Source organism: Geodermatophilus tzadiensis, assembly GCF_003002915.1.
Taxonomy (GTDB): Bacteria; Actinomycetota; Actinomycetes; order Mycobacteriales; family Geodermatophilaceae; genus Geodermatophilus; species Geodermatophilus tzadiensis.
The window spans coordinates 65,342-83,008 of sequence record NZ_PVTG01000010.1; the positions used below are offsets into that span (position 1 = coordinate 65,342).

Consider the following 17,667-nt stretch of genomic DNA (forward strand, 5'->3'; position numbering starts at 1 on the left):
AGCTCATGTCAGCTCGCGGCCCAGCACGTGCTTGGCGGCGCGGCGAGCGGTGCGCCACGCCGGCGCGGCGGCGCGCTTGACGTGCGGCGCGAGCCCGGGCTCGCCCCTCTCGACGAGCGCCCGGAAGGCCTCGCCGGTGTCCCCCGGCCGGACGTGCAGGCGGGGGAGACGGTACGGATCGTCCGCGGAGGTGGCGATCCTCCGCCCGACGATGCACCCGTTCGAGTAGCCGGCCTCGGCGACCGCGCGCGCGACCCGGCGACTGGAGTAGCCGTGGGGGTAGCAGAAGGAGACCACCGGCCGGCCGAGGGCGTCCTCGATGGCCCGGCGGCTGTCGACCACCTCCCGGCGCAGGTCGCCGGGGGAGAGCGTGTCGAGCGTCCGGTGGTCGACCGAGTGGCTGCCGATCTCCACGCCGGCCTCGGCGGCGTCGGCCAGCTCCGACCAGCTCAGCCGGGACCCGTGCGGGTCGCCGGGCGGCAGCCGGAGGCCGACGTCGGCGGTGGGGACGTACATCGTGGCGCGGGCGCCCAGCGAGACGAGCACCTCCACCGCGTGCGTGAAGTCGAGCAGCCCGTCGTCGAAGGTCACGCCCACGACCCGGGCGTCGGGGTCGGCGGCGCGGGCGGCGAGCGCCTCGGTGAGGCCGAGGAGGCGCCAGCCGTCCGCGGCGAGGGCGCCGAGCTGCTCGGCGAGCTCGTGCACGGGGACGGCGTGCTCGTCCGGCGTGGCCGGCGGCGTCGCAGGGGTCGAGTGGTACATCAGCACGGGCATCCGCCACCGCACCGACGGGCGCAGCAGGTCGGCGGCCGCGGTCCGGGCGCTCATCGTGCGCCTCCGGCCCGGGGACGGCGGGCCGGCGCGGCCCCGCCCTCGCCCGGGGTCTCGCGCGCGAGGTCGTCGACGACGGCCACGGGGACGGCCGGCCGGTGGCCGCCCGGCCGTGCGGTGAGGTACCCGAGCCCCGCTGCCGCGACCCCGGCCAGGATGGCGGCGGCCCGGCCGAGCCCGCCGGCGACGTCGCCGCGCAGGGCCGCGGCGAGGTTGCGGCCGACGCCGGCCAGCAGCACCGAGCGCACGTAGGCGGCCTCCTCGGCCAGGACGTGCTCGCCGGCCGTCGGGAGCGCCGCCATGTGCCGCTTGCCGGCGCCCTCGAGGTGGCTGCGGCGGAGGAAGAAGCGGAACGTCCGGCGCTCCGGCGGCACCTCGTGCCAGACCACCGCGGACGGGGTGAACCGCCAGCGGGCGCCGGGGCCGGTGTGGGCGTTGAGGCGCAGGCACAGCTCGGTGTCCTCGGGCTGCGAGGCCTCACCGACCTTGCCGAAGTCGTCGCTGAAGCCCCCGACCGCCAGCAGCGCGGTCCGGCGGACCAGCATGTTGGCGCCCCAGACGTTGCGGACGTCGGTGCCCCCGCGCCGGGGGATCGAGCCGCCGACGACCCAGGAGAACTCCCGGGGGAACCACCGGGGCGCGCCGTCCGGCCAGCGTGCCTCGATCGCGCCCCCGACCCCGGTGGCGAAGGGAGCCGCGCGGTGGGCCCGCAGCAGCTCCTCGATCCAGTCCGGCTCGGCCACCTCGTCGTCGTCGAGGAAGGCGATCAGCTCGGCCGTGCTGACCAGCGCACCGGTGTTGCGGCCGCCGGAGGCACCCCGGGAGTACTGGTTGGCCACCACGCGCGCGCGGTCCCCGACCTCGCGGCGCAGCCGGTGCAGCAGGGTGTCGTTGTGGTCGACGACCACGATCAGCTCGACCGGGACGGTCTGCGCCACCGCGGAGTCCACCGCGCGCAGGATGTCGGTCCAGCGGGCCTCGCTGAAGCAGGGCACGACCACGGCGACGGAGGTCATGCCACCTCCTCGACGTCCACCACTCCGGCGCGGGGCAGGGGCGCCGCCCACTCGGCCGCCGAGGGCCGGGGAACGGTCCCGTGGGCGCCGTTGACCCGCTCGACGAGCAGGGCCCACAGGACCCGCATGCCGTCCCGCCAGGTGTTGAGGTTGCTCTGCCCGTGCAGGCGGGGGAACTCGAAGCTGGGGACCTCGGCGATGGTCAGCCGGGCCTTGGCCACGCGCGTGTTGATGATCGTCTCGATCTCGAACCCGTCACCCCAGGCCTTGTGGTCGCGCTCGCCCTCGGAGGCGTCGAGCGCGAGCACCGGCAGGCAGTGCGTCCAGAAGGCGTTGTACCCGTAGCAGAGGTCGCTGTAGGAGGTGCCGTAGAGCACGTTGACGATCCGGTTGAGCCACCGGTTGCCCCAGGCGCGCAGCCGGGTGATGTCGGCGCTGCCGCCGCCCGGCGCGAAGCGGGTGCCCTTGGCGAAGTCGGCGCCGGCCGTGAGCGCCGCGACGTAGGCCGGGATCTCCCGCGGGTCGGCCGACCCGTCGGCGTCGAGCATGACCACGACGTCACCGGTCACCGCCTGGAAGCCGCACGCCAGGGCGTTGCCCTTGCCGCGCCGGTTCTGGCGCACGACGACGACGCCGGGACGCAGCCGGCGGGCCACCTCGACGGTGTCGTCGACGCTGCGCCCGTCGACCACGATGACCTCGTGCAGGTCGTCCGGGAGCAGGCCGAACACGTGCGGGAGGTTCTTGGCCTCGTTGTACGTGGGGATGACCACGCTGATGCGCGGCGCGGCGTGGGTGCGGCGGTGGTGCAGAGCGGTGCCCTCGTGTGGGCGCATGCCCGTCCTCTCGTTGCGGGAACGGGTCCGGTTTCGCCTCTGCTCGCCGTCGGGTCCGTGGCGACCATGTCGCCCGACGGGTCATCGCTACCCGTGGTGCTGCTGCTGAGTGGTGTCCTCTTGGCCGGTCAGTCGGCGCAGGAGCACCGGGACGCGTGACGGCACCTCGGTGTGCGGGTCCCCGTGCCACCTGGCCGGCGTCGCATCCCATGCTGACCGAGGGTCGCGGTCCTGTCCACAGAGTGCAGGACACGTCACGTCATGGGGTGAACGACGCCCCGCTCGGGAACGCGCAGCGCAGCGGGGTAGCGGGGTGGGTCGCCCGTCCGGGTGGGCACGTCCCCCGGACGGGCACGCGCCGACGGATCCGTCGTGGGTCAGCCGAGCCGGTCGTCGACGAGCTCGGCCGTCCCGGACCCGTCGACGGCCGAGCGCATGAGGGCCAGCCCCTCCGGGTCGATGTCCAGCGCCCACAGCAGGTAGTCGGTGGTGGCCTCGGCGACGACCGGCCAGGTCGGGGAGGAGGCGTCGTCGTAGGCGCGGCTGTGGTCGGCGTCGGGGACCTCGATGAAGGCCTTGGGGTCCGGGGCCCGGCCGTAGAGCTCCGCGCCCTGCTCGAGCGGGATGGCGTCGTCCTGGCCGCCGTGGACGAAGAGCAGGGGCCGGCCGGTCTGGGCGAAGGGCTGGGCCGGCACCGGCCCGAGCTCCGGCACGAGGTAGGTCAGCTCCCCGCCCGCGAGGACGAGCGCGGCGTCGAACCGGTCGTCGAGGTCCCCCTCGCTGCGCAGCAGGGCCGTCGTCAGCGCGCCCAGGGAGTGCCCGGCCGCGGCGAGCCGCTCCTCGTCGACGAGCCCCGCGATGTCACTGTCCTGCGTCCGGCTCAGCTCGAGGACCTGGTCGAGGACGAAGGACACGTCCGCCGGCTGCTGCACCACGTCGGCGCGGATCTCCTCGGTCCCCTCGGCGCTCAGCGGGAACCGCGGCGCCGCGACGACGATGCCGGCCGAGGCCCAGCGGCTGAGCAGCTCCTCGTAGGCCTCGGGCGAGGCGAGGTACCCGTGGCTGAACACGACCAGCGGGTAGGGGCCGTCCCCGTCGGCCGGGTACCAGATCGTGGTCTCCAGCGTCCGGCTCGCCTGCAGCTGGTTCCCCTCGAAGTCCACGGTCGGCCTCGACGGGTCCTCGAGGGGAACGGTCGTGCTCGTCACCTCCAGCCCGGTGGGCTCGGCCGGTGCGGGCTCGCCGTCGGTGGTGGCGGAGGAGCAGCCGGCGACGAGGAGGAGAGCCACGAGTGCGAGGAGGACGCGGTCGCGCCGGCGGTTCACCATGGGCTCAGTCTCCGGCATCGGGCCGGAGGGCCCCGGACCCAGGGCACCCGGTGAGGCGTCTCACGGGCGCCGGGACGGGCGGGCGCGGCGGGTCAGCCCGCCGTCCACTCCAGCAGCTCGTCGGCGCTCCACGTGTTGACCACGCGGTCGGGGTCCACCCCCGTCTCGACGGCGCGCTCGCAGCCGTTGCCCTGCCAGTCGAGCTGCCCGGGGGCGTGCGCGTCGGTGTCGATGGCGAAGCTGCAGCCCAGCTCGACGGCGAGGGCGAGCAGCCGCAGCGGCGGGTCCAGTCGCTCGGGCCGGGAGTTGATCTCCACCGCGGTGCCGTGCTCGACGCAGGCGGAGAAGACGGCCTCGGCGTCGAACGCGCTCTCCGGGCGGGGGCGCTGCCGCCGTCCCTCTCGCTGCTCGCGGGGGACGAGCAGCCGGCCGGTGCAGTGCCCGAGGACGTCGGTGTGCGGGTTGGCGACGGCGGCGAGCATCCGCTCGGTCATGGCCGCGGACTCGGCGCGCAGGTCGGAGTGCACGCTGGCCACCACGACGTCGAGGCGGCCGAGCAGCTCGTCGGTCTGGTCGAGGGTGCCGTCGAGGTGGATGTCGCACTCGATGCCGGTGAGGAGCCGGAAGGGGCGCAGCTCCTCGTTGAGCTCGGCGACCACGTCGAGCTGGCGCTCGAGCCGCTCGGCGGTCAGCCCGTTGGCCACCGTCAGGCGGGGCGAGTGGTCGGTGAGTGCCATGTACTCGTGGCCCAGCCCGATCGCGGCCTCGGCCATCTCGCGGATCGGGCTGCCGCCGTCGGACCAGTCGGAGTGGGTGTGCAGGTCGCCGCGCAGGGTGGCGCGGAACTCGGCGACGTCGTCGGCGAGCGGCACGAGCTCGGCGTGCGTCTCCTCCAGCCGGGCGAGGTACTCCGGCACCTCGCCGGCGTGCGCCTGCACGATCGCCGCGCCGGTCTTGGGGCCGATGCCGCGCAGGTCGGTGAGCGTGCGCGTGCGGATCCGCCGGTCGAGCTCCTCGGGGCCGAGGGCGTCGACGACCGCGGCCGCCGTGCGGAACGCGGCGACCCGGTGGGTGGGCTCGCGGGCGCGCTCCAGGAGGAAGGCGATCCTCCGGAGCGCGGCCGCGGGCGGGAGCGGCGTGGTCAGCTGGCCTTCTTGAGCTGCTTCTGGGCGCGCTTCTCGGCCTTGGCGGCCCGCTTCTGCGCCTGCTCGACGCTGCGCTCGGTGGCCGTGGAGGCGCGCCGGGCGGCGCGGCGGGCGCGGTAGCCGACCGACGGGCGGCCCTCGGTGTCCACCGCGGCGATCAGCAGCCCGCCGAGCAGGCCGGCGTTCTTGAGGAAGTTCGACAGCTGGCCGAAGCGCTCCTCCGGGTCCTCGTGCTCCCAGAACCGGTGGCCGGCCAGCGTCGTCGGCACGATGCTGCCGGCCATCACCAGCGCGGACAGCCGCGGCAGCTTGCCCAGCGCGAACAGCGAGCCGGCACCGACCTTGATCGCGGCGTCGACCTTCACCCACTGCTCGACGTCCCGGGGCACCTGGACGGGCAGCTGCTCGTCCGCGGCCCGGGCGATCTGGTCGACGACCGGCCGCGCGCCCGGCACCCGCGTCTGCGGGTTGCGCAGGGTGTCGACGCCGCCGTAGACGAACGACGCTGCGAGCAGGGGCCGGGCGATCCGGCGGACCAACATGGAGGACCTCTTCCGTCGGTGGACGTGTGCGGTGCGGTGACCCTGTTGCCCGGCGAGCCGCGCGGGACACCCTGACCGGGACCGTAGTGATCCACGCGGTGACCCGCCCGTCCAACGCCGGCGGCGGGGCTCAGTCGGTCCGGCTGCAGTACACGGTGAGCGACGGGCGCTTGCGGAAGTGGAACGACGACGCCGGGGGCGCCGTCTCGCCGTCGTAGGCCAGCGGCTCGGGACCCGACCACAGCTGCACCCGCACCTCCGGGCTGGCCACGGTGGCGTAGCCGGAGCTGCGGTCGCTGACGCCCAGCAGCGCGCCGAGGACCGCCCGGGTGCGGCTGAACGGGACGTCGGCGCGCAGGTACTGGACGTCGAGCAGCCCGTCCTCCAGCCGCGGCCGCCACGCCGGCGCCAGCCCGCGCGGGGTGTAGCGGCAGTTGCCGACGAAGAGGATCCAGACCTCGACCGGCCGGCCGTCGACCACCATCGACACCGGCTGCTCGTCGCGGAGCACCTGCGCGGCGGCGACCGCGGTGGCCAGCCAGCGCCCCAGCCGGCCCTCCAGGGCGTCGCGCCGCCGCACCATCTCGGGGTAGGCGCCGATGCTCGCGGTGTTGAGGAAGGGCACCCCGTTGACCTCGGCGACGTCCACGCACACCGCGCGTCCCTGCTCGACCGCCGCGGCCGCCTCCTGCGGCGTCTCGACGCCGAGGTCGCGGGCGAAGTGGTTGAGCGTCCCGGCCGGGACGACGGCCAGCGGCAGGCCGTGCTCGAGCGCCACCGCCGCGGCGGCGGCCACGCTGCCGTCCCCGCCGGCCACCCCGAGCGCCACGGCCCGGCCCGACCGCGCCGCCTCGGTGAGGAGGGCGTCGACGCCGTTCTCCGGCGAGGCGGTCAGGACCTCGGCGGCCGGGAACAGCTCGCGGACGGCCGCCACCGGGTCGTACCCGTCCGGGCCCGAGCGCGGGTTGACCGCGACCACCAGGCCCTCGCCGCCGGGCAGCGACGGGGCCGCCGAGGCCGGGCGCACCCGCGCCGGCCGGGTCGGCCGCACCGGCCACCACCGCCGCCCGGCCAGGGCGACCCCGGTGCCGATGGCCAGTCCCGAGACGACGTCACCCGGGTAGTGCACGCCCACGTGCACCCGGGAGTAGCCGACCGCGAGCGCCAGCGGTCCCAGGGCCGCGCCGGCCAGCGGGCTCTCCAGGGCCACGCCCGCGGCGAACGCCCCGGCCGAGGCGGAGTGGCCGCTGGGGAAGGAGAAGGTGTGGTGCGCCCGCGCCAGCCGGCGGTGGCTGGCCAGGTTGGCGAGGTCGGGCCGCACCCGGCCGAAGACCTGCTTGAGGACGGCGTTGACCACGGTGCTCGACACGGCCAGGGAGCAGACCCCGCGCAGCGCGCCGCGGCGCAGCGGCCCGCGGCGCAGCCCCAGCACGAGGGCGACGGCGAACCAGAGCTTCCCGTGGTCGGCGGTGGTGGACAGCCGGCGCAGCCACCGGTCGGCGGGGGAGTCCGGCAGCGCCCCGATCGCGGCGTGCAGCCGCGCGTCCCAGTACCGGAGCCGCAGCGGGGTCACCCGCGGGACGTTACGGCCCCGTCCGGACCGGCGTCAGGTCTTCCGGCGGGCGCGGTAGGCGGCCACGGTCGAGCGGCTCGCGCAGGTGTTGGAGCAGTAGCGCCGGCTGGCGTTGCGCGAGGTGTCGACGTAGACGTCGTCGCAGCCCTCGGCGGAGCAGACCCCCAGCCGCTGCCACCCGTGCTGGGCGACGACCTGGGACAGGCCCATGGCGACCGTCGTCGTCAGCTGCTCGAGGGCCGGGGCGTCGGGGCGGGCGTAGTGCAGGTGCAGCTCGCCGTCGTGGTCGGTGGCGTAGGGGTGCGGGCGGGCCAGCGCGAGCAGCTCGTTGAGCCGGGCGATGACCTCGTCCTGGGTCGCGGCGACGGCGACCGCCCGCACCAGGTCGGCGGTCGCGGCGGCCCGGCGGGCCTCGGCCGGCGAGAGCTCGAGGGGCGTCTCGATCGTGAACCACTCGTCGTGGGCGCGCAGGAACGCGTCGGCCCAGCCGGGATCGGCGTCCCGGTCGGCGTTGGCCAGGTCGATGGCCAGCTCGACCGCGTTCGACCCGTAGGTGTCGTAGTCCATGTGACTCCCTACCGCCCTGCTAGTGTTGTAGGTGGTCAACGTCGATTGACCAACTACTGTTCCTGGTGCTGCAAGTGGTGAAGCGGGTGCTCGTCGTGCGTTCCTACCTCTCGGTCTGGCGTCTGCCGTCCGCACCCGTCCTGCTGGTCGCCGGGTTCGCCGGCCGGCTGCCGTCGGCGATGGTCCCGCTGGCGCTGCTGCTCATGGTGCAGCAGCAGACCGGCTCCTACGCCGTCGCCGGGCTCGCCGCGGCCACCTACGGCCTGGCCATGGCGGCGATGGCCCCGGTGCTGGGGCGGCTCGCCGACCGGCGCACCCCGCGCCCGGTCCTGCTCGCCCAGGCCGCGGTCTACCCGCTGCTGCTCGCCCTGCTCGTCGCCGTCGTCCTCGGGGGCGCACCGACGGTCGCCGTCGTCGGTGCCTCGGCCGCCGCCGGCGCGGGGACGCCGCTGGTCTCGGGCGCGGTCCGCGCGACGTGGTCGCGCGTCGACCCGGGCGTGCGGGGCACCGCCTACGCCCTCGACGCCACCGCCACCGAGCTGGTCTTCGTGGCCGGCCCCACGCTCGTGGCGACGCTGGCGGTGCTGGCCGCCCCGGCGTGGGCGCTGGCCGTGGCCGGGGCGCTCGCGGTGGCCGGCGCGACCGGCATCGCGACGTCGACGGCCGTGCGCGGGTGGGTGCCGGCGCCGGCGGCGTCCCGCACCAGCCCGTTCGCCACGGTGCTCGCTCCCGGCATGCCGCGGGTGCTGCTCAGCGGCACGGCGCTGATGCTCGGCTTCGGCGCGCTCGAGGTCGCCGTCCCGGCGTTCGCCGACTCCGCCGGCTCGCCCGGGCTGTCCGGCCTGCTGCTCGCGCTGTGGTCGCTGGGCTCGGTCGCCGGCGGGCTGTGGTTCGGCGCCCGGGTGGTCAGCGCCTCGCTGCCGCGCCAGTACCGCTGGCTGCTGCTCGGCGTCACCATCGGGCTGGCCCCGCTGACCGCGGCGTCCAGCCCGTGGGTGCTCGGCGCGCTGCTGTTCCTCGGCGGGACGGCGATCGCACCCACGCTCACCGTGCAGAACTCGCTGGTCGGCGCGCTCGCCCCGGCGCACGCGACCACCGAGGCCTTCACCTGGTTGTCGACGATCGCGACCGGCGCCTCGGCACTGGGCGCGGCCTTCGGTGGCGCGCTGATCGACGGCCCGTCCGGGGTGACCGGCAGCCTCGTGCTGGCCGTCGCGGGGGCGGCGCTCGCGGTGCTGGTGACCCTGGTGCCCGGCCGCCGTCCGGTGCCGGCCGCGGCGCCGGAGCGGGTGGCCGTCTGACCCACCCTGGGACCGCGGGAGGGGCGCTGGTAGTCTCGTCGGCGGTGGTTCCGGGGGGACTCGGACCCCGGGAGGCTTCGCCTAGTCCGGTCTATGGCGCCGCACTGCTAATGCGGTTTGGGTTAATCCCCATCCCGGGTTCAAATCCCGGAGCCTCCGCGCACGACAACTGCACAGCACGCACCCGTAGCTCAACGGATAGAGCATCTGACTACGGATCAGAAGGTTAGGGGTTCGAATCCCTTCGGGTGCACGTCTGGTTGAGACAGCACCGCGGCCCCGTCCTCCTCGTGGAGGGCGGGGCCGCGGTGTCTCCGGGGTCGGGTGCGGGGCGTGGCCGCACGGGGTGTGGATGTGTGGGGCGGGGGGCCGGTCCTGGCGGTCTGGCCGCGTTGGTCGATCCACCGAGCTGTCGGTGGCCACTCGTTTGCCGGCTGCCCCCGCCCACGACCACTGTGAGCCGCGTCACAGGGAGAGTCAACCCCGGGTCCGCCCGGGCGTGTCGCTCATGCCACGCGGCGCAGCACCTCGGGCGTGAGCTCGCCGACCGACGTGTGCCCGGTGAGGCCCAGGGTCAGGTCGAACTCGCCGAGCACGTCGGCGACCACCTGGCGCACGCCGGCCTCCCCGGCCAGGCCGAGCCCCCAGGCGTAGGGCCGGCCCAGCAGCACCGCGCGGGCGCCCAGGGCGACGGCGACCAGCACGTCGGCGCCGCTGCGGACGCCGCTGTCGAGCAGCACCGGCGCCCGGTCGCCCACCGCCGCCACCACGTCGGGCAGCGCGTCCAGGGCGGGGATCGAGCGGTCCACCTGCCGCCCGCCGTGGGTGCTCACCACCACGCCGTCGACCCCCTCATCGAGCGCCCGCCGCGCGTCGTCGGGGTGCAGCACGCCCTTGAGCAGGATCGGCAACCGGGTGCGGGCGCGCAGCCAGGCGAGGTCGGCCCAGGTGATGGAGGGGCGCGAGTAGATCGCCTGGAACGTCTCGACGGCGGCCCGCGGCAGCGGCGAGCGGAGGTTCTCCCGCAGCGGGCCGGGCCAGGCGCGGGCCATGCCGACCATCGCCAGCACGGCGGACAGCGTCGGGCGGGGCTGGCGGTCGCGCCCCGCGGCCTCGCCCGCCCGCGCCGGGGCGGCGTCCCCGGCCTCGGCCACCCGCTGCTCCACCAGCCGCCGGAACACCGGGTCGGAGGTGTACTGCGCGATGCCCTTGCCGAGGGCGAAGGGCAGGTGGCCGAGGTCGAGGTCGCGCGGGCGCCAGCCGAGCATCGTGGTGTCCAGGGTGACCACCAGCGCCTCGCAGCCGGCCGCCTCGGCGCGGGCCACCAGGCTCTCGACCAGCTCGTCGGAGGTGGACCAGTAGAGCTGGGACCAGCGCGGCGCGTCGCCCATCGCGGCGGCGCAGGTCTCCATCGGCACCGACGCCTGGTTGGAGAAGACGAAGGGCACGCCCAGCGATGCCGCGGCGCGGGCCACCGCGAGGTCGGCCTCGCGGTGCACCAGCTCCAGCGCGCCGACCGGGCCGAGCAGCAGCGGCGCGGGGACCCGCCGGCCGAACAGCTCGACCGACGTGTCGCGGGCGCTGACGTCGCGCAGCACCCGGGGGACGACGGCCCACCGGTCGAAGGCCGCGCGGTTGGCCCGCTGGGTGTGCTCCTCGCCGGCGCCGCCCGCGACGTAGGCGTAGGCGCGGGCGGTCAGCCGGGCCCGCGCCCGGCGCTGCAGCGGCCGCGCGGTGGTCGGGACGAGCGGCCTGCGCCCGTACACCCCGGCGCGGTAGACCTCGTTCTGGCGCTGGCGTCCGGTCCCGGTTGCTGAGTCCACGGCGCCACCGTAGTGACCCGGCTCACCGGTTCCGGACCCGTACCGGCCGGTATGACACGCCCGCGTCACGACACGCCGCCGGTGACCAGCACCGCGCCGGGACTCCTCGTCCACGCCTGGTCACGCACCGCATCATGGGGGCGCGTCCCGGGCGGAACCACCGCGTGCGGCGCCGCACGACCGCTCGAGGGGGAATCCGTGCCGGTCGGGACGACGCTCCGGCGTCCGCCCCGCCCCGTCCTGACGACGGGGCTCCTGCTGCTGTCCACCGTGGCCGGCGCACTGGCGCTCGGCGTCGCCACCGCCCTGCCCGCCGCGGCCGTCGACGACCCCACCCGTCCCGACGCGCTGGTCACCCACGGCCCCAGCTGCCGCGCCGGCGGTGTGGTCGTGGAGGTGACCGCCGGGACCGTCGCCTACGCGGTCACGCTCGCCACCACCCGCCGCCCCGAGGGCGAGGACTCGGCGGAGGTCCAGCCCGGCGCCACGGTGGTGCTGCGCACCGGCGACGTCGACTGGGGCGAGACCATCGACACCCGCCTGGAGTACGCCGCCCTCGACGGCTCGGGCCTCACCCACGTCGACGAGCTGGACGGGCACGACTACACCCGGCCCGCCGAGGCGGACTGCGCGGCGATCACCGCCCCGCAGCCGCCGCAGGACGTCTCCCCGGCGCCCGCGCCGGAGGCGCCCTCGTCCGGCGCCGGGTCCGTGGCGGAGGCGCCGTCGTCCCCGACGCCGGTGCCCGACGTCCACCCGCTGCCCGGGCTGCCCGCGCCTCCCCCGGTCCCCGGGGCGCCGGCCGACGGCCCGGTCGCCGGGGGTCCCTCCGTCGGCGCCGTCTCGGCCTCGGCGCGCCAGGTGCCCGCCGGCGGGCAGGTCGTGCTCACCGGCACCGGGTTCACCCCCGGGGAGGCGGTCACCGTGCGGGTGGCCGGGGGCGAGGTGCTCACCACGGTCCCCGCCGGGCCGGACGGCACCGTCGAGGTGACCGTCTCCCTCCCGGACGGCGTGACCGCCGGGCCGGCCACGGTGCAGCTCGCGGGCACGGACTCCGCGGTCACCGCGGCCGTGCGCCTGCAGGTGGCCGCGGCCGCCACCCCGGCCGAGCCCGGGCCGCTGCCGGTCCCGCTGGTCGCGGCCGGCCTGGCGCTGGTCGTCAGCGCGGGCGGGCTGGTGCTGGCCGCGGCGCGGCGCCGCCCGGCGGTCGCCGCCCGGCCGACCGGGAGCGCCTGAGGGCCCGGTCGGCCAGACTGGGAGGATGCTCCCCGAGGACGTGCTGGCCGCCCCGTCCGGCACCGTCCCGCCCGACGAGGTCCCGGCCGACCCCGCGGCGCTCTCCGGCGCGGCACCGCGGCCGGCCGAGACGTGGCTGCGCATCGTCCAGGTGCACGACCGGATCACCCACCGCGTCGACTCCGCGCTGCACCGCGAGCACGACCTGTCGCTCACCGGCTTCGAGGCGCTGCGCCGGATCGCCGAGGCGCCGGGGGAGCGGGCCACGATGGGCCAGGTCGCCGAGGCCCTGGGCCTGTCGCGGGCAGGGGTGACCAGCACCGTCGGCCGGCTGGTCGAGCAGGGCCTGGTGGTGCGCGAGCGGCGCCCCGGCGACCGGCGGCTGCTGCACGCCCGGCTCACCGACGCCGGCCGCGACCGCGTCCGGGCCGCCGCGGCCACCCACGACGAGCTCGTCGCGCACCTGCTCGCCCTCCTGGGGGACGACGCGGCCGTGGTCACCGACGCCCTCGCCCGGGTGTCCGCGGCCACCCGGATCCGCCGCTGAAGAAGGACCCCCTCGCCCCCCGCCCGCTCGCTCCGCTCCCGTGCGGGACCCTGCGAGGGGGCCGTTCCAGTCAGTCACCACGGGGAACTTCAAGCCCGTAGTGTTTGCCGGGTGCCCCGGTCGGGCAGGGCGCGATCATGCTCGCGGAGTGCACCGTCGTCGTGCCGACCATCGGTCGGCCGTCGCTCGACGTGCTCCTCGACGCCCTCGCCGCCGCACCCGGCCCCCGCCCGGCCGCGCTCGTCGTGGTCGACGACCGCCCCGAGGGGCCCCCGCTGGCGGTCGAGCGGCCGGGGTTGCCCCCGGTCCGCCTCGTCCGCACCGGGGGCGGCGGGCCCGCCCGCGCGCGCAACCTCGGCTGGCGGGTCGCGCGCACCCCGTGGGTCGCCTTCCTCGACGACGACGTCGTCCCCGACCCCGACTGGTACCAGCGGCTGGACGAGGACCTGACCGGCCTGCCCGCCGACGTCGCCGGCAGCCAGGGCCGGGTCCGGGTGCCGCTGCCGGCCGACCGCCGGCCCACCGACTGGGAGCGCGGCACCGCGGGCCTGGCCACCAGCTCGTGGATCACCGCCGACCTGGCCTACCGCCGCGCCGCGCTGGCCGCCGTCGGCGGGTTCGACGAGCGCTTCCCCCGCGCCTTCCGCGAGGACTCCGACCTGGCGCTGCGCGTGATGGACACCGGCGGCCGGCTGGTGCGCGGGCAGCGCTGGATCACCCACCCGGTGCGGCCCACCGACCGCTGGGTCAGCGTCCGCGTGCAGGCCGGCAACGCCGACGACGTCCTCATGCGCCGGCTGCACGGCCCGGACTGGCGGGAGCGGGCCGATGCCGCGCTCGGCCGCCGTCCGCAGCACCTCGCCGTCACCGCGGCCGCCGTGACCGCCCTCGGCCTGGCCGCGGCGCGCCGACCCCGCGCGGCGCTCGCCGCCGCCCTGGCCTGGGCGGCCGGCACCGCGGAGTTCGCCGCGGCGCGGATCGCGCCCGGCCCCCGCGACCGCGCGGAGGTCGCCACCATGGCGCTCACCAGCGCCGCCATCCCGCCGCTGGCCACCTGGCACTGGCTGCGCGGCGTCGTGCGGCACCGCCGGGTGACGCCGTGGCGCGGCCTGCCCGACCTGGTGCTCTTCGACCGCGACGGCACGCTGGTGCGCGACTACCCGTACAACGGCGACCCCGAGCTGGTGCGGCCGGTGCCCGGCGCGCGGGAGGCGGTCGACGCGCTGCGCGCCCGGGGCGTGCGGGTGGGGGTGGTGAGCAACCAGTCCGGCGTGGCCCGCGGGATCATCACCCGCGAGCAGGTCGACGCCTGCATGGCCCGCCTCGACGAGCTGCTCGGCCCGTTCGAGACGGTGCAGGTCTGCCCGCACGGCCCCGACGACGGCTGCTCCTGCCGGAAGCCCGCGCCCGGCATGGTGGAGGCCGCGTGCGCCGGGCTCGGGGTGGACCCGGCGCGGACCGTCGTCATCGGCGACATCGGGGCCGACGTCGAGGCCGCCGCGGCCGCCGGCGCGAGCGGCGTCCTGGTGCCGACGCCGGTGACGCGGAAGCAGGAGGTCGCCGCCGCACCCCGGGTGGCCGCCACCCTGACCGCCGCGGTCGACGACGTCCTGGCGGGCCGGTGGTGACCGGGCGCCGGGGAACCGTCCTCGTCGCCCGGCTCGACAACGCCGGTGACGTGCTGCTGCAGGGACCGCTGGTCCGCGCGGTGGCCGCCGCCGCCGACCGGGTCGTGTTCCTGGCCGGCCCGGCCGGTGCCGAGGCGGCCGCGCTGCTGCCGGGCGTCGACGAGGTCTGGACGTGGGCCTGCCCGTGGATCCTCGGCGACCCGCCGCCGGTCGACGCCGCCGACCTCACCGCGCTCACCGACCGGGTGCGCGCGCTGACGCCCGACGAGGCCGTCGTCAGCACGTCGTTCCACCAGTCGCCGCTGCCGCTGGCGTTGCTGCTGCGCGCGGCCGGCGTGCCGCGGATCAGCGCGACCAGCGTCGACTACCCGGGCTCGCTGCTCGACGTCCGCCACCGCACCGACGACGACCGGCCGGAACCGGAGCGGGCGCTGTCGCTCGCCCGCGCGGCCGGCTTCGACCTCCCCGACGGCGACGACGGCCGGCTGGCGGTGCGCCGCCCGCTGCCCCCCGTGGACGCGCGAGATCTGCACACTCGCGGCTTCGGGGTCCCTGGAGGCCACCGGTGTGCAGATCTCGCGGAGGCGCTGGCGCCCGGCTACGTGGTGCTGCACCCCGGCGCGAGCGTCCCGGCCCGCGCCTGGCCGGCGCAGCGCTGCGCCGAGGCGGTCGAGGCGCTCGCCGACGCCGGCCACCGGGTGCTGGTCACCGGCGGCCCGGGGGAGCGGGCGCTGACCGCCGCCGTCGCCGGCGCCCGCGGCGTCGACCTCGGCGGCGCCACGACGCTGGCGGAGACGGCCGCGCTGCTCGACGGCGCGGCGGCCGTCGTCGTCGGCAACACCGGCCCGGCGCACCTGGCCGCCGCCGTCGGCACCCCGGTCGTCTCGCTGTTCAGCCCGGTGGTGCCGGCCGCGCGGTGGGCGCCCTACGGTGTGCCGACCGTGCTGCTCGGCGACCAGGACGCCCCCTGCCGGCTCACCCGGGCGCGCGAGTGCCCGGTGCCCGGCCACCCCTGTCTGACCTCGGTGACGGCGGACGACGTGGTCGCCGCGGTGGAGAAGCTGGTGACGACGTGAAGGTCCTCGTCTGGCACGTGCACGGCTCCTGGACGACGGCGTTCGTCCAGGGCGGGCACGAGTACCTGCTGCCCGTGGTGCCCGGCCGGGGTCCCGACGGGCTGGGTCGGGCGCGCACGTGGGACTGGCCTCCGTCGGCCCGCGAGGTGACGCCGGAGCAGCTGCGCGACGAGGACGTCGACGTCGTCGTGCTGCAGCGGGTGCGCGACCTGGAGCTGGTGCGCGAGTGGCTCGGCCGCGAGCCCGGCCGCGACCTGCCCGCGGTGTTCCTCGAGCACAACGCCCCCGGCCTGGAGGACGGCGCCGCGCCGGTGCCGTACACCCGGCACCCGTTGGCCGACCGCGACGACGTCCCCATCGCGCACGTCACCCACTTCAACCGGCTCTTCTACGACAACGGCCGGGCGCCGACGACCGTCATCGAGCACGGCATCGTCGACCCCGGCGAGCGCTGGACGGGCGAGCTGGCCCGCGCCGCCGTCGTCACCAACGAGCCGGTCCGCCGCGGCCGCACGGTCGGCGCCGACCTGCTGCCCGGGCTGGCGGAGGCGGCGCCGGTCGACGTGTTCGGCATGGGCCTGGCCGGGCTGCACGAGCGCTACGGCCTCGACCCCGGCCGGGTCGCGCTGTTCGACGACCCGCCGCAGGCCGCGATGCACGCCGAGCTGGCCCGTCGCCGCGTGTACGTGCACCCGGTGCGCTGGACCTCCCTCGGGCTGTCGCTGCTGGAGGCGATGCACCTGGGCATGCCCGTGGTCGCCCTGGCCGCCACCGAGGTGGTCGAGGCGGTGCCGGCGTCCGCCGGCGTGCTCTCCACCCGTCCCGAGGTGCTCTGGGACGCCGTCCGCACCTACCTGCACGACGAGGACGCCGCCCGGCTGGCCGGCAAGGCGGCGCGGGCCGCCGCGCTGGAGCGCTACGGGCTCCCCCGGTTCCTCTCCGACTGGGACCGCCTTCTGGGAGAGGTGACGAGATGAGGACGCACCGGCGCACCGGCGGACCGCTGCGCGTCGACCTGGTCAGCGAGCACGCCTCGCCGCTGGCCGCGATCGGCGGCGTGGACGCCGGCGGGCAGAACGTGCACGTCGCGGCGCTCGCCGCGGGCCTGGCGGCGCGCGGCCACGAGGTCACCGTGCACACCCGCCGCGACGACCCCGGCCTCCCGGACGAGGTGGCCACCGACGACGGCTACGTGGTCAGCCACGTGACCGCCGGGCCGGCCGAACCGCTGCCCAAGGACGACCTGCTGGCGCACGTTCCGGCGCTGGCCGCCGGGCTGCGCGCCCGCTGGGCCGTCGCACCGCCCGACGTCGTGCACGCGCACTTCTGGATGAGCGGGCTGGCCGCGGTCGAGGCGGCCGGCAGCCTGCTCACGCCGGTGCCGGTGCTGCAGACCTTCCACGCGCTCGGCTCGGTCAAGCGCCGCCACCAGGGCGACGCCGACACCTCGCCGCCGCAGCGCGTGGCGCTCGAGCGGGAGCTGTGCCGCGCGGTGGGCCACGTCGTGGCCACCTGCAGCGACGAGGTCTTCGAGCTGCGCCGGCTGGGCCTGTCCCGCGACCGCGTCTCGATCGTGCCGTGCGGCGTGGACACCGCCGTGTTCAGCCCGCGCGGGCCGGTGGCGCCGCGCACCGGCCGGCCGCGGCTGCTGGTGCTCGGCCGGCTGGTCGAGCGCAAGGGTCAGGAGGACGCCGTCCGCGCGCTGGCCGCCGTCCCGGACGCCGAGCTGGTCGTCGTCGGCGGCCCACCGCCGGGCGCGGTGGACGCCGACCCCGAGGTGCGCCGGCTGCGCGCCGTCGCCGCCGAGGTCGGGGTGGCCGACCGGGTGTGCTTCGCCGGGTCGGTGGGCCGGGCCGACGTGCCCGCCTGGGTGCGCTCGGCCGACGTCGTCCTCGCGGTGCCCTGGTACGAGCCGTTCGGCATCACCCCGCTGGAGGCCATGGCCTGCGGCCGCCCGGTGGTGGCCACCGCCGTCGGCGGGCTGCAGGACTCCGTGGCCGACGGCGTCACCGGCGACCTCGTCCCGCCCCGGGACCCCGAGCGGCTCGGCGCGGTGCTCGCCGCGCTGCTGGCCGACGACGCCCGCCGCGCCGCGTACGGCGCGGCCGGCGTCCGGCGGGCCCGCGCCCGCTACCGGTGGGCCCGCGTGGCCGCCGACACCGAGGCCGTCTACCGGCAGGTCCTGTCCACCCGGCGTCCCGTCGAGGCCGTCCGATGA

General features: G+C 77.0%; 16 protein-coding genes and 2 tRNA genes. 9 read left to right on the forward strand and 9 right to left on the reverse strand.

Features of this window, described 5'->3' with window-relative positions; all coding sequences use genetic code 11:
- Positions 1-3: 3 nt before the first annotated feature.
- The 8 genes from LY71_RS13715 to LY71_RS13750 all read right to left on the reverse strand — a co-directional run bounded on the left by LY71_RS13715 (position 4) and on the right by LY71_RS13750 (position 7,838).
- Positions 4-828 (reverse strand): polysaccharide deacetylase family protein, encoded by an 825-nt coding sequence (locus tag LY71_RS13715; protein ID WP_106278432.1) that lies wholly within the window; start codon positions 826-828, stop codon positions 4-6.
- Positions 825-1,847: a glycosyltransferase family 2 protein gene (locus tag LY71_RS13720; RefSeq protein ID WP_106278434.1), complete on the reverse strand. Its 1,023-nt coding sequence runs from the start codon at positions 1,845-1,847 to the stop codon at positions 825-827. The genes LY71_RS13715 and LY71_RS13720 overlap by 4 nt, the downstream gene beginning before the upstream one ends.
- Positions 1,844-2,683 (reverse strand): glycosyltransferase family 2 protein, encoded by an 840-nt coding sequence (locus tag LY71_RS13725; RefSeq protein ID WP_106278436.1) that lies wholly within the window; start codon positions 2,681-2,683, stop codon positions 1,844-1,846. The genes LY71_RS13720 and LY71_RS13725 overlap by 4 nt, the downstream gene beginning before the upstream one ends.
- A 377-nt stretch (positions 2,684-3,060) precedes the next feature.
- Complete coding sequence (locus LY71_RS13730; protein ID WP_170121358.1) at positions 3,061-4,011, reverse strand: alpha/beta hydrolase family protein; 951 nt, start codon at positions 4,009-4,011, stop codon at positions 3,061-3,063.
- A 92-nt stretch (positions 4,012-4,103) separates the two neighbouring features.
- Positions 4,104-5,156 (reverse strand): PHP domain-containing protein, encoded by a 1,053-nt coding sequence (locus LY71_RS13735; protein WP_106278677.1) that lies wholly within the window; start codon positions 5,154-5,156, stop codon positions 4,104-4,106.
- A complete protein-coding gene (locus LY71_RS13740) occupies positions 5,153-5,698 on the reverse strand; it encodes a DoxX family protein (RefSeq protein WP_106278440.1) in 546 nt (181 codons plus the stop codon). The genes LY71_RS13735 and LY71_RS13740 overlap by 4 nt, the downstream gene beginning before the upstream one ends.
- Before the next feature lie 130 nt (positions 5,699-5,828).
- Positions 5,829-7,271, reverse strand: coding sequence for a bifunctional phosphatase PAP2/diacylglycerol kinase family protein (locus tag LY71_RS13745; RefSeq protein WP_106278442.1), 1,443 nt, complete (start codon positions 7,269-7,271; stop codon positions 5,829-5,831).
- Between the two features lie 33 nt (positions 7,272-7,304).
- A complete protein-coding gene (locus tag LY71_RS13750; protein WP_106278444.1) occupies positions 7,305-7,838 on the reverse strand; it encodes a CGNR zinc finger domain-containing protein in 534 nt (177 codons plus the stop codon).
- Between the two features lie 65 nt (positions 7,839-7,903).
- On the opposite strand from LY71_RS13750, the gene LY71_RS13755 reads away from it, so the two are divergent.
- From LY71_RS13755 to LY71_RS13765, 3 genes are all read left to right on the forward strand, one after another.
- On the forward strand, positions 7,904-9,139 hold the full coding sequence (locus LY71_RS13755) for an MFS transporter (RefSeq protein ID WP_245887884.1): 1,236 nt from the start codon (positions 7,904-7,906) through the stop codon (positions 9,137-9,139).
- Positions 9,140-9,209: 70 nt separating this feature from the next.
- A tRNA-Ser gene (locus LY71_RS13760) sits at positions 9,210-9,298 on the forward strand.
- A 21-nt stretch (positions 9,299-9,319) separates the two neighbouring features.
- A tRNA-Arg gene (locus tag LY71_RS13765) sits at positions 9,320-9,392 on the forward strand.
- 253 nt (positions 9,393-9,645) lie between these two features.
- Here the strand turns inward: LY71_RS13765 and LY71_RS13770 are convergent.
- Entirely contained in the window at positions 9,646-10,962 is a 1,317-nt protein-coding gene (locus LY71_RS13770; RefSeq protein ID WP_106278446.1) for an alpha-hydroxy-acid oxidizing protein, read from the reverse strand.
- A 198-nt stretch (positions 10,963-11,160) separates the two neighbouring features.
- Here LY71_RS13770 and LY71_RS13775 point away from each other — a divergent pair, with 198 nt between their 5' ends.
- From LY71_RS13775 to LY71_RS13800, 6 genes are all read left to right on the forward strand, one after another.
- Positions 11,161-12,198 (forward strand): hypothetical protein, encoded by a 1,038-nt coding sequence (locus LY71_RS13775; protein ID WP_106278448.1) that lies wholly within the window; start codon positions 11,161-11,163, stop codon positions 12,196-12,198.
- Positions 12,199-12,223: 25 nt separating this feature from the next.
- Positions 12,224-12,745 carry a MarR family winged helix-turn-helix transcriptional regulator gene (locus LY71_RS13780; protein WP_106278451.1) on the forward strand — a complete coding sequence of 174 codons (522 nt, stop codon included), beginning with the start codon at positions 12,224-12,226 and terminating at the stop codon, positions 12,743-12,745.
- Between the two features lie 161 nt (positions 12,746-12,906).
- A complete protein-coding gene (locus tag LY71_RS13785; protein WP_245887885.1) occupies positions 12,907-14,373 on the forward strand; it encodes an HAD-IIIA family hydrolase in 1,467 nt (488 codons plus the stop codon).
- Positions 14,370-15,449, forward strand: coding sequence for a glycosyltransferase family 9 protein (locus LY71_RS13790; protein ID WP_106278682.1), 1,080 nt, complete (start codon positions 14,370-14,372; stop codon positions 15,447-15,449). Before LY71_RS13785 ends, LY71_RS13790 begins: the two co-directional genes overlap by 4 nt.
- Positions 15,446-16,426: a glycosyltransferase gene (locus tag LY71_RS13795; protein ID WP_106278456.1), complete on the forward strand. Its 981-nt coding sequence runs from the start codon at positions 15,446-15,448 to the stop codon at positions 16,424-16,426. Before LY71_RS13790 ends, LY71_RS13795 begins: the two co-directional genes overlap by 4 nt.
- Positions 16,423-17,667: a glycosyltransferase gene (locus tag LY71_RS13800; RefSeq protein ID WP_106278458.1), complete on the forward strand. Its 1,245-nt coding sequence runs from the start codon at positions 16,423-16,425 to the stop codon at positions 17,665-17,667. Before LY71_RS13795 ends, LY71_RS13800 begins: the two co-directional genes overlap by 4 nt.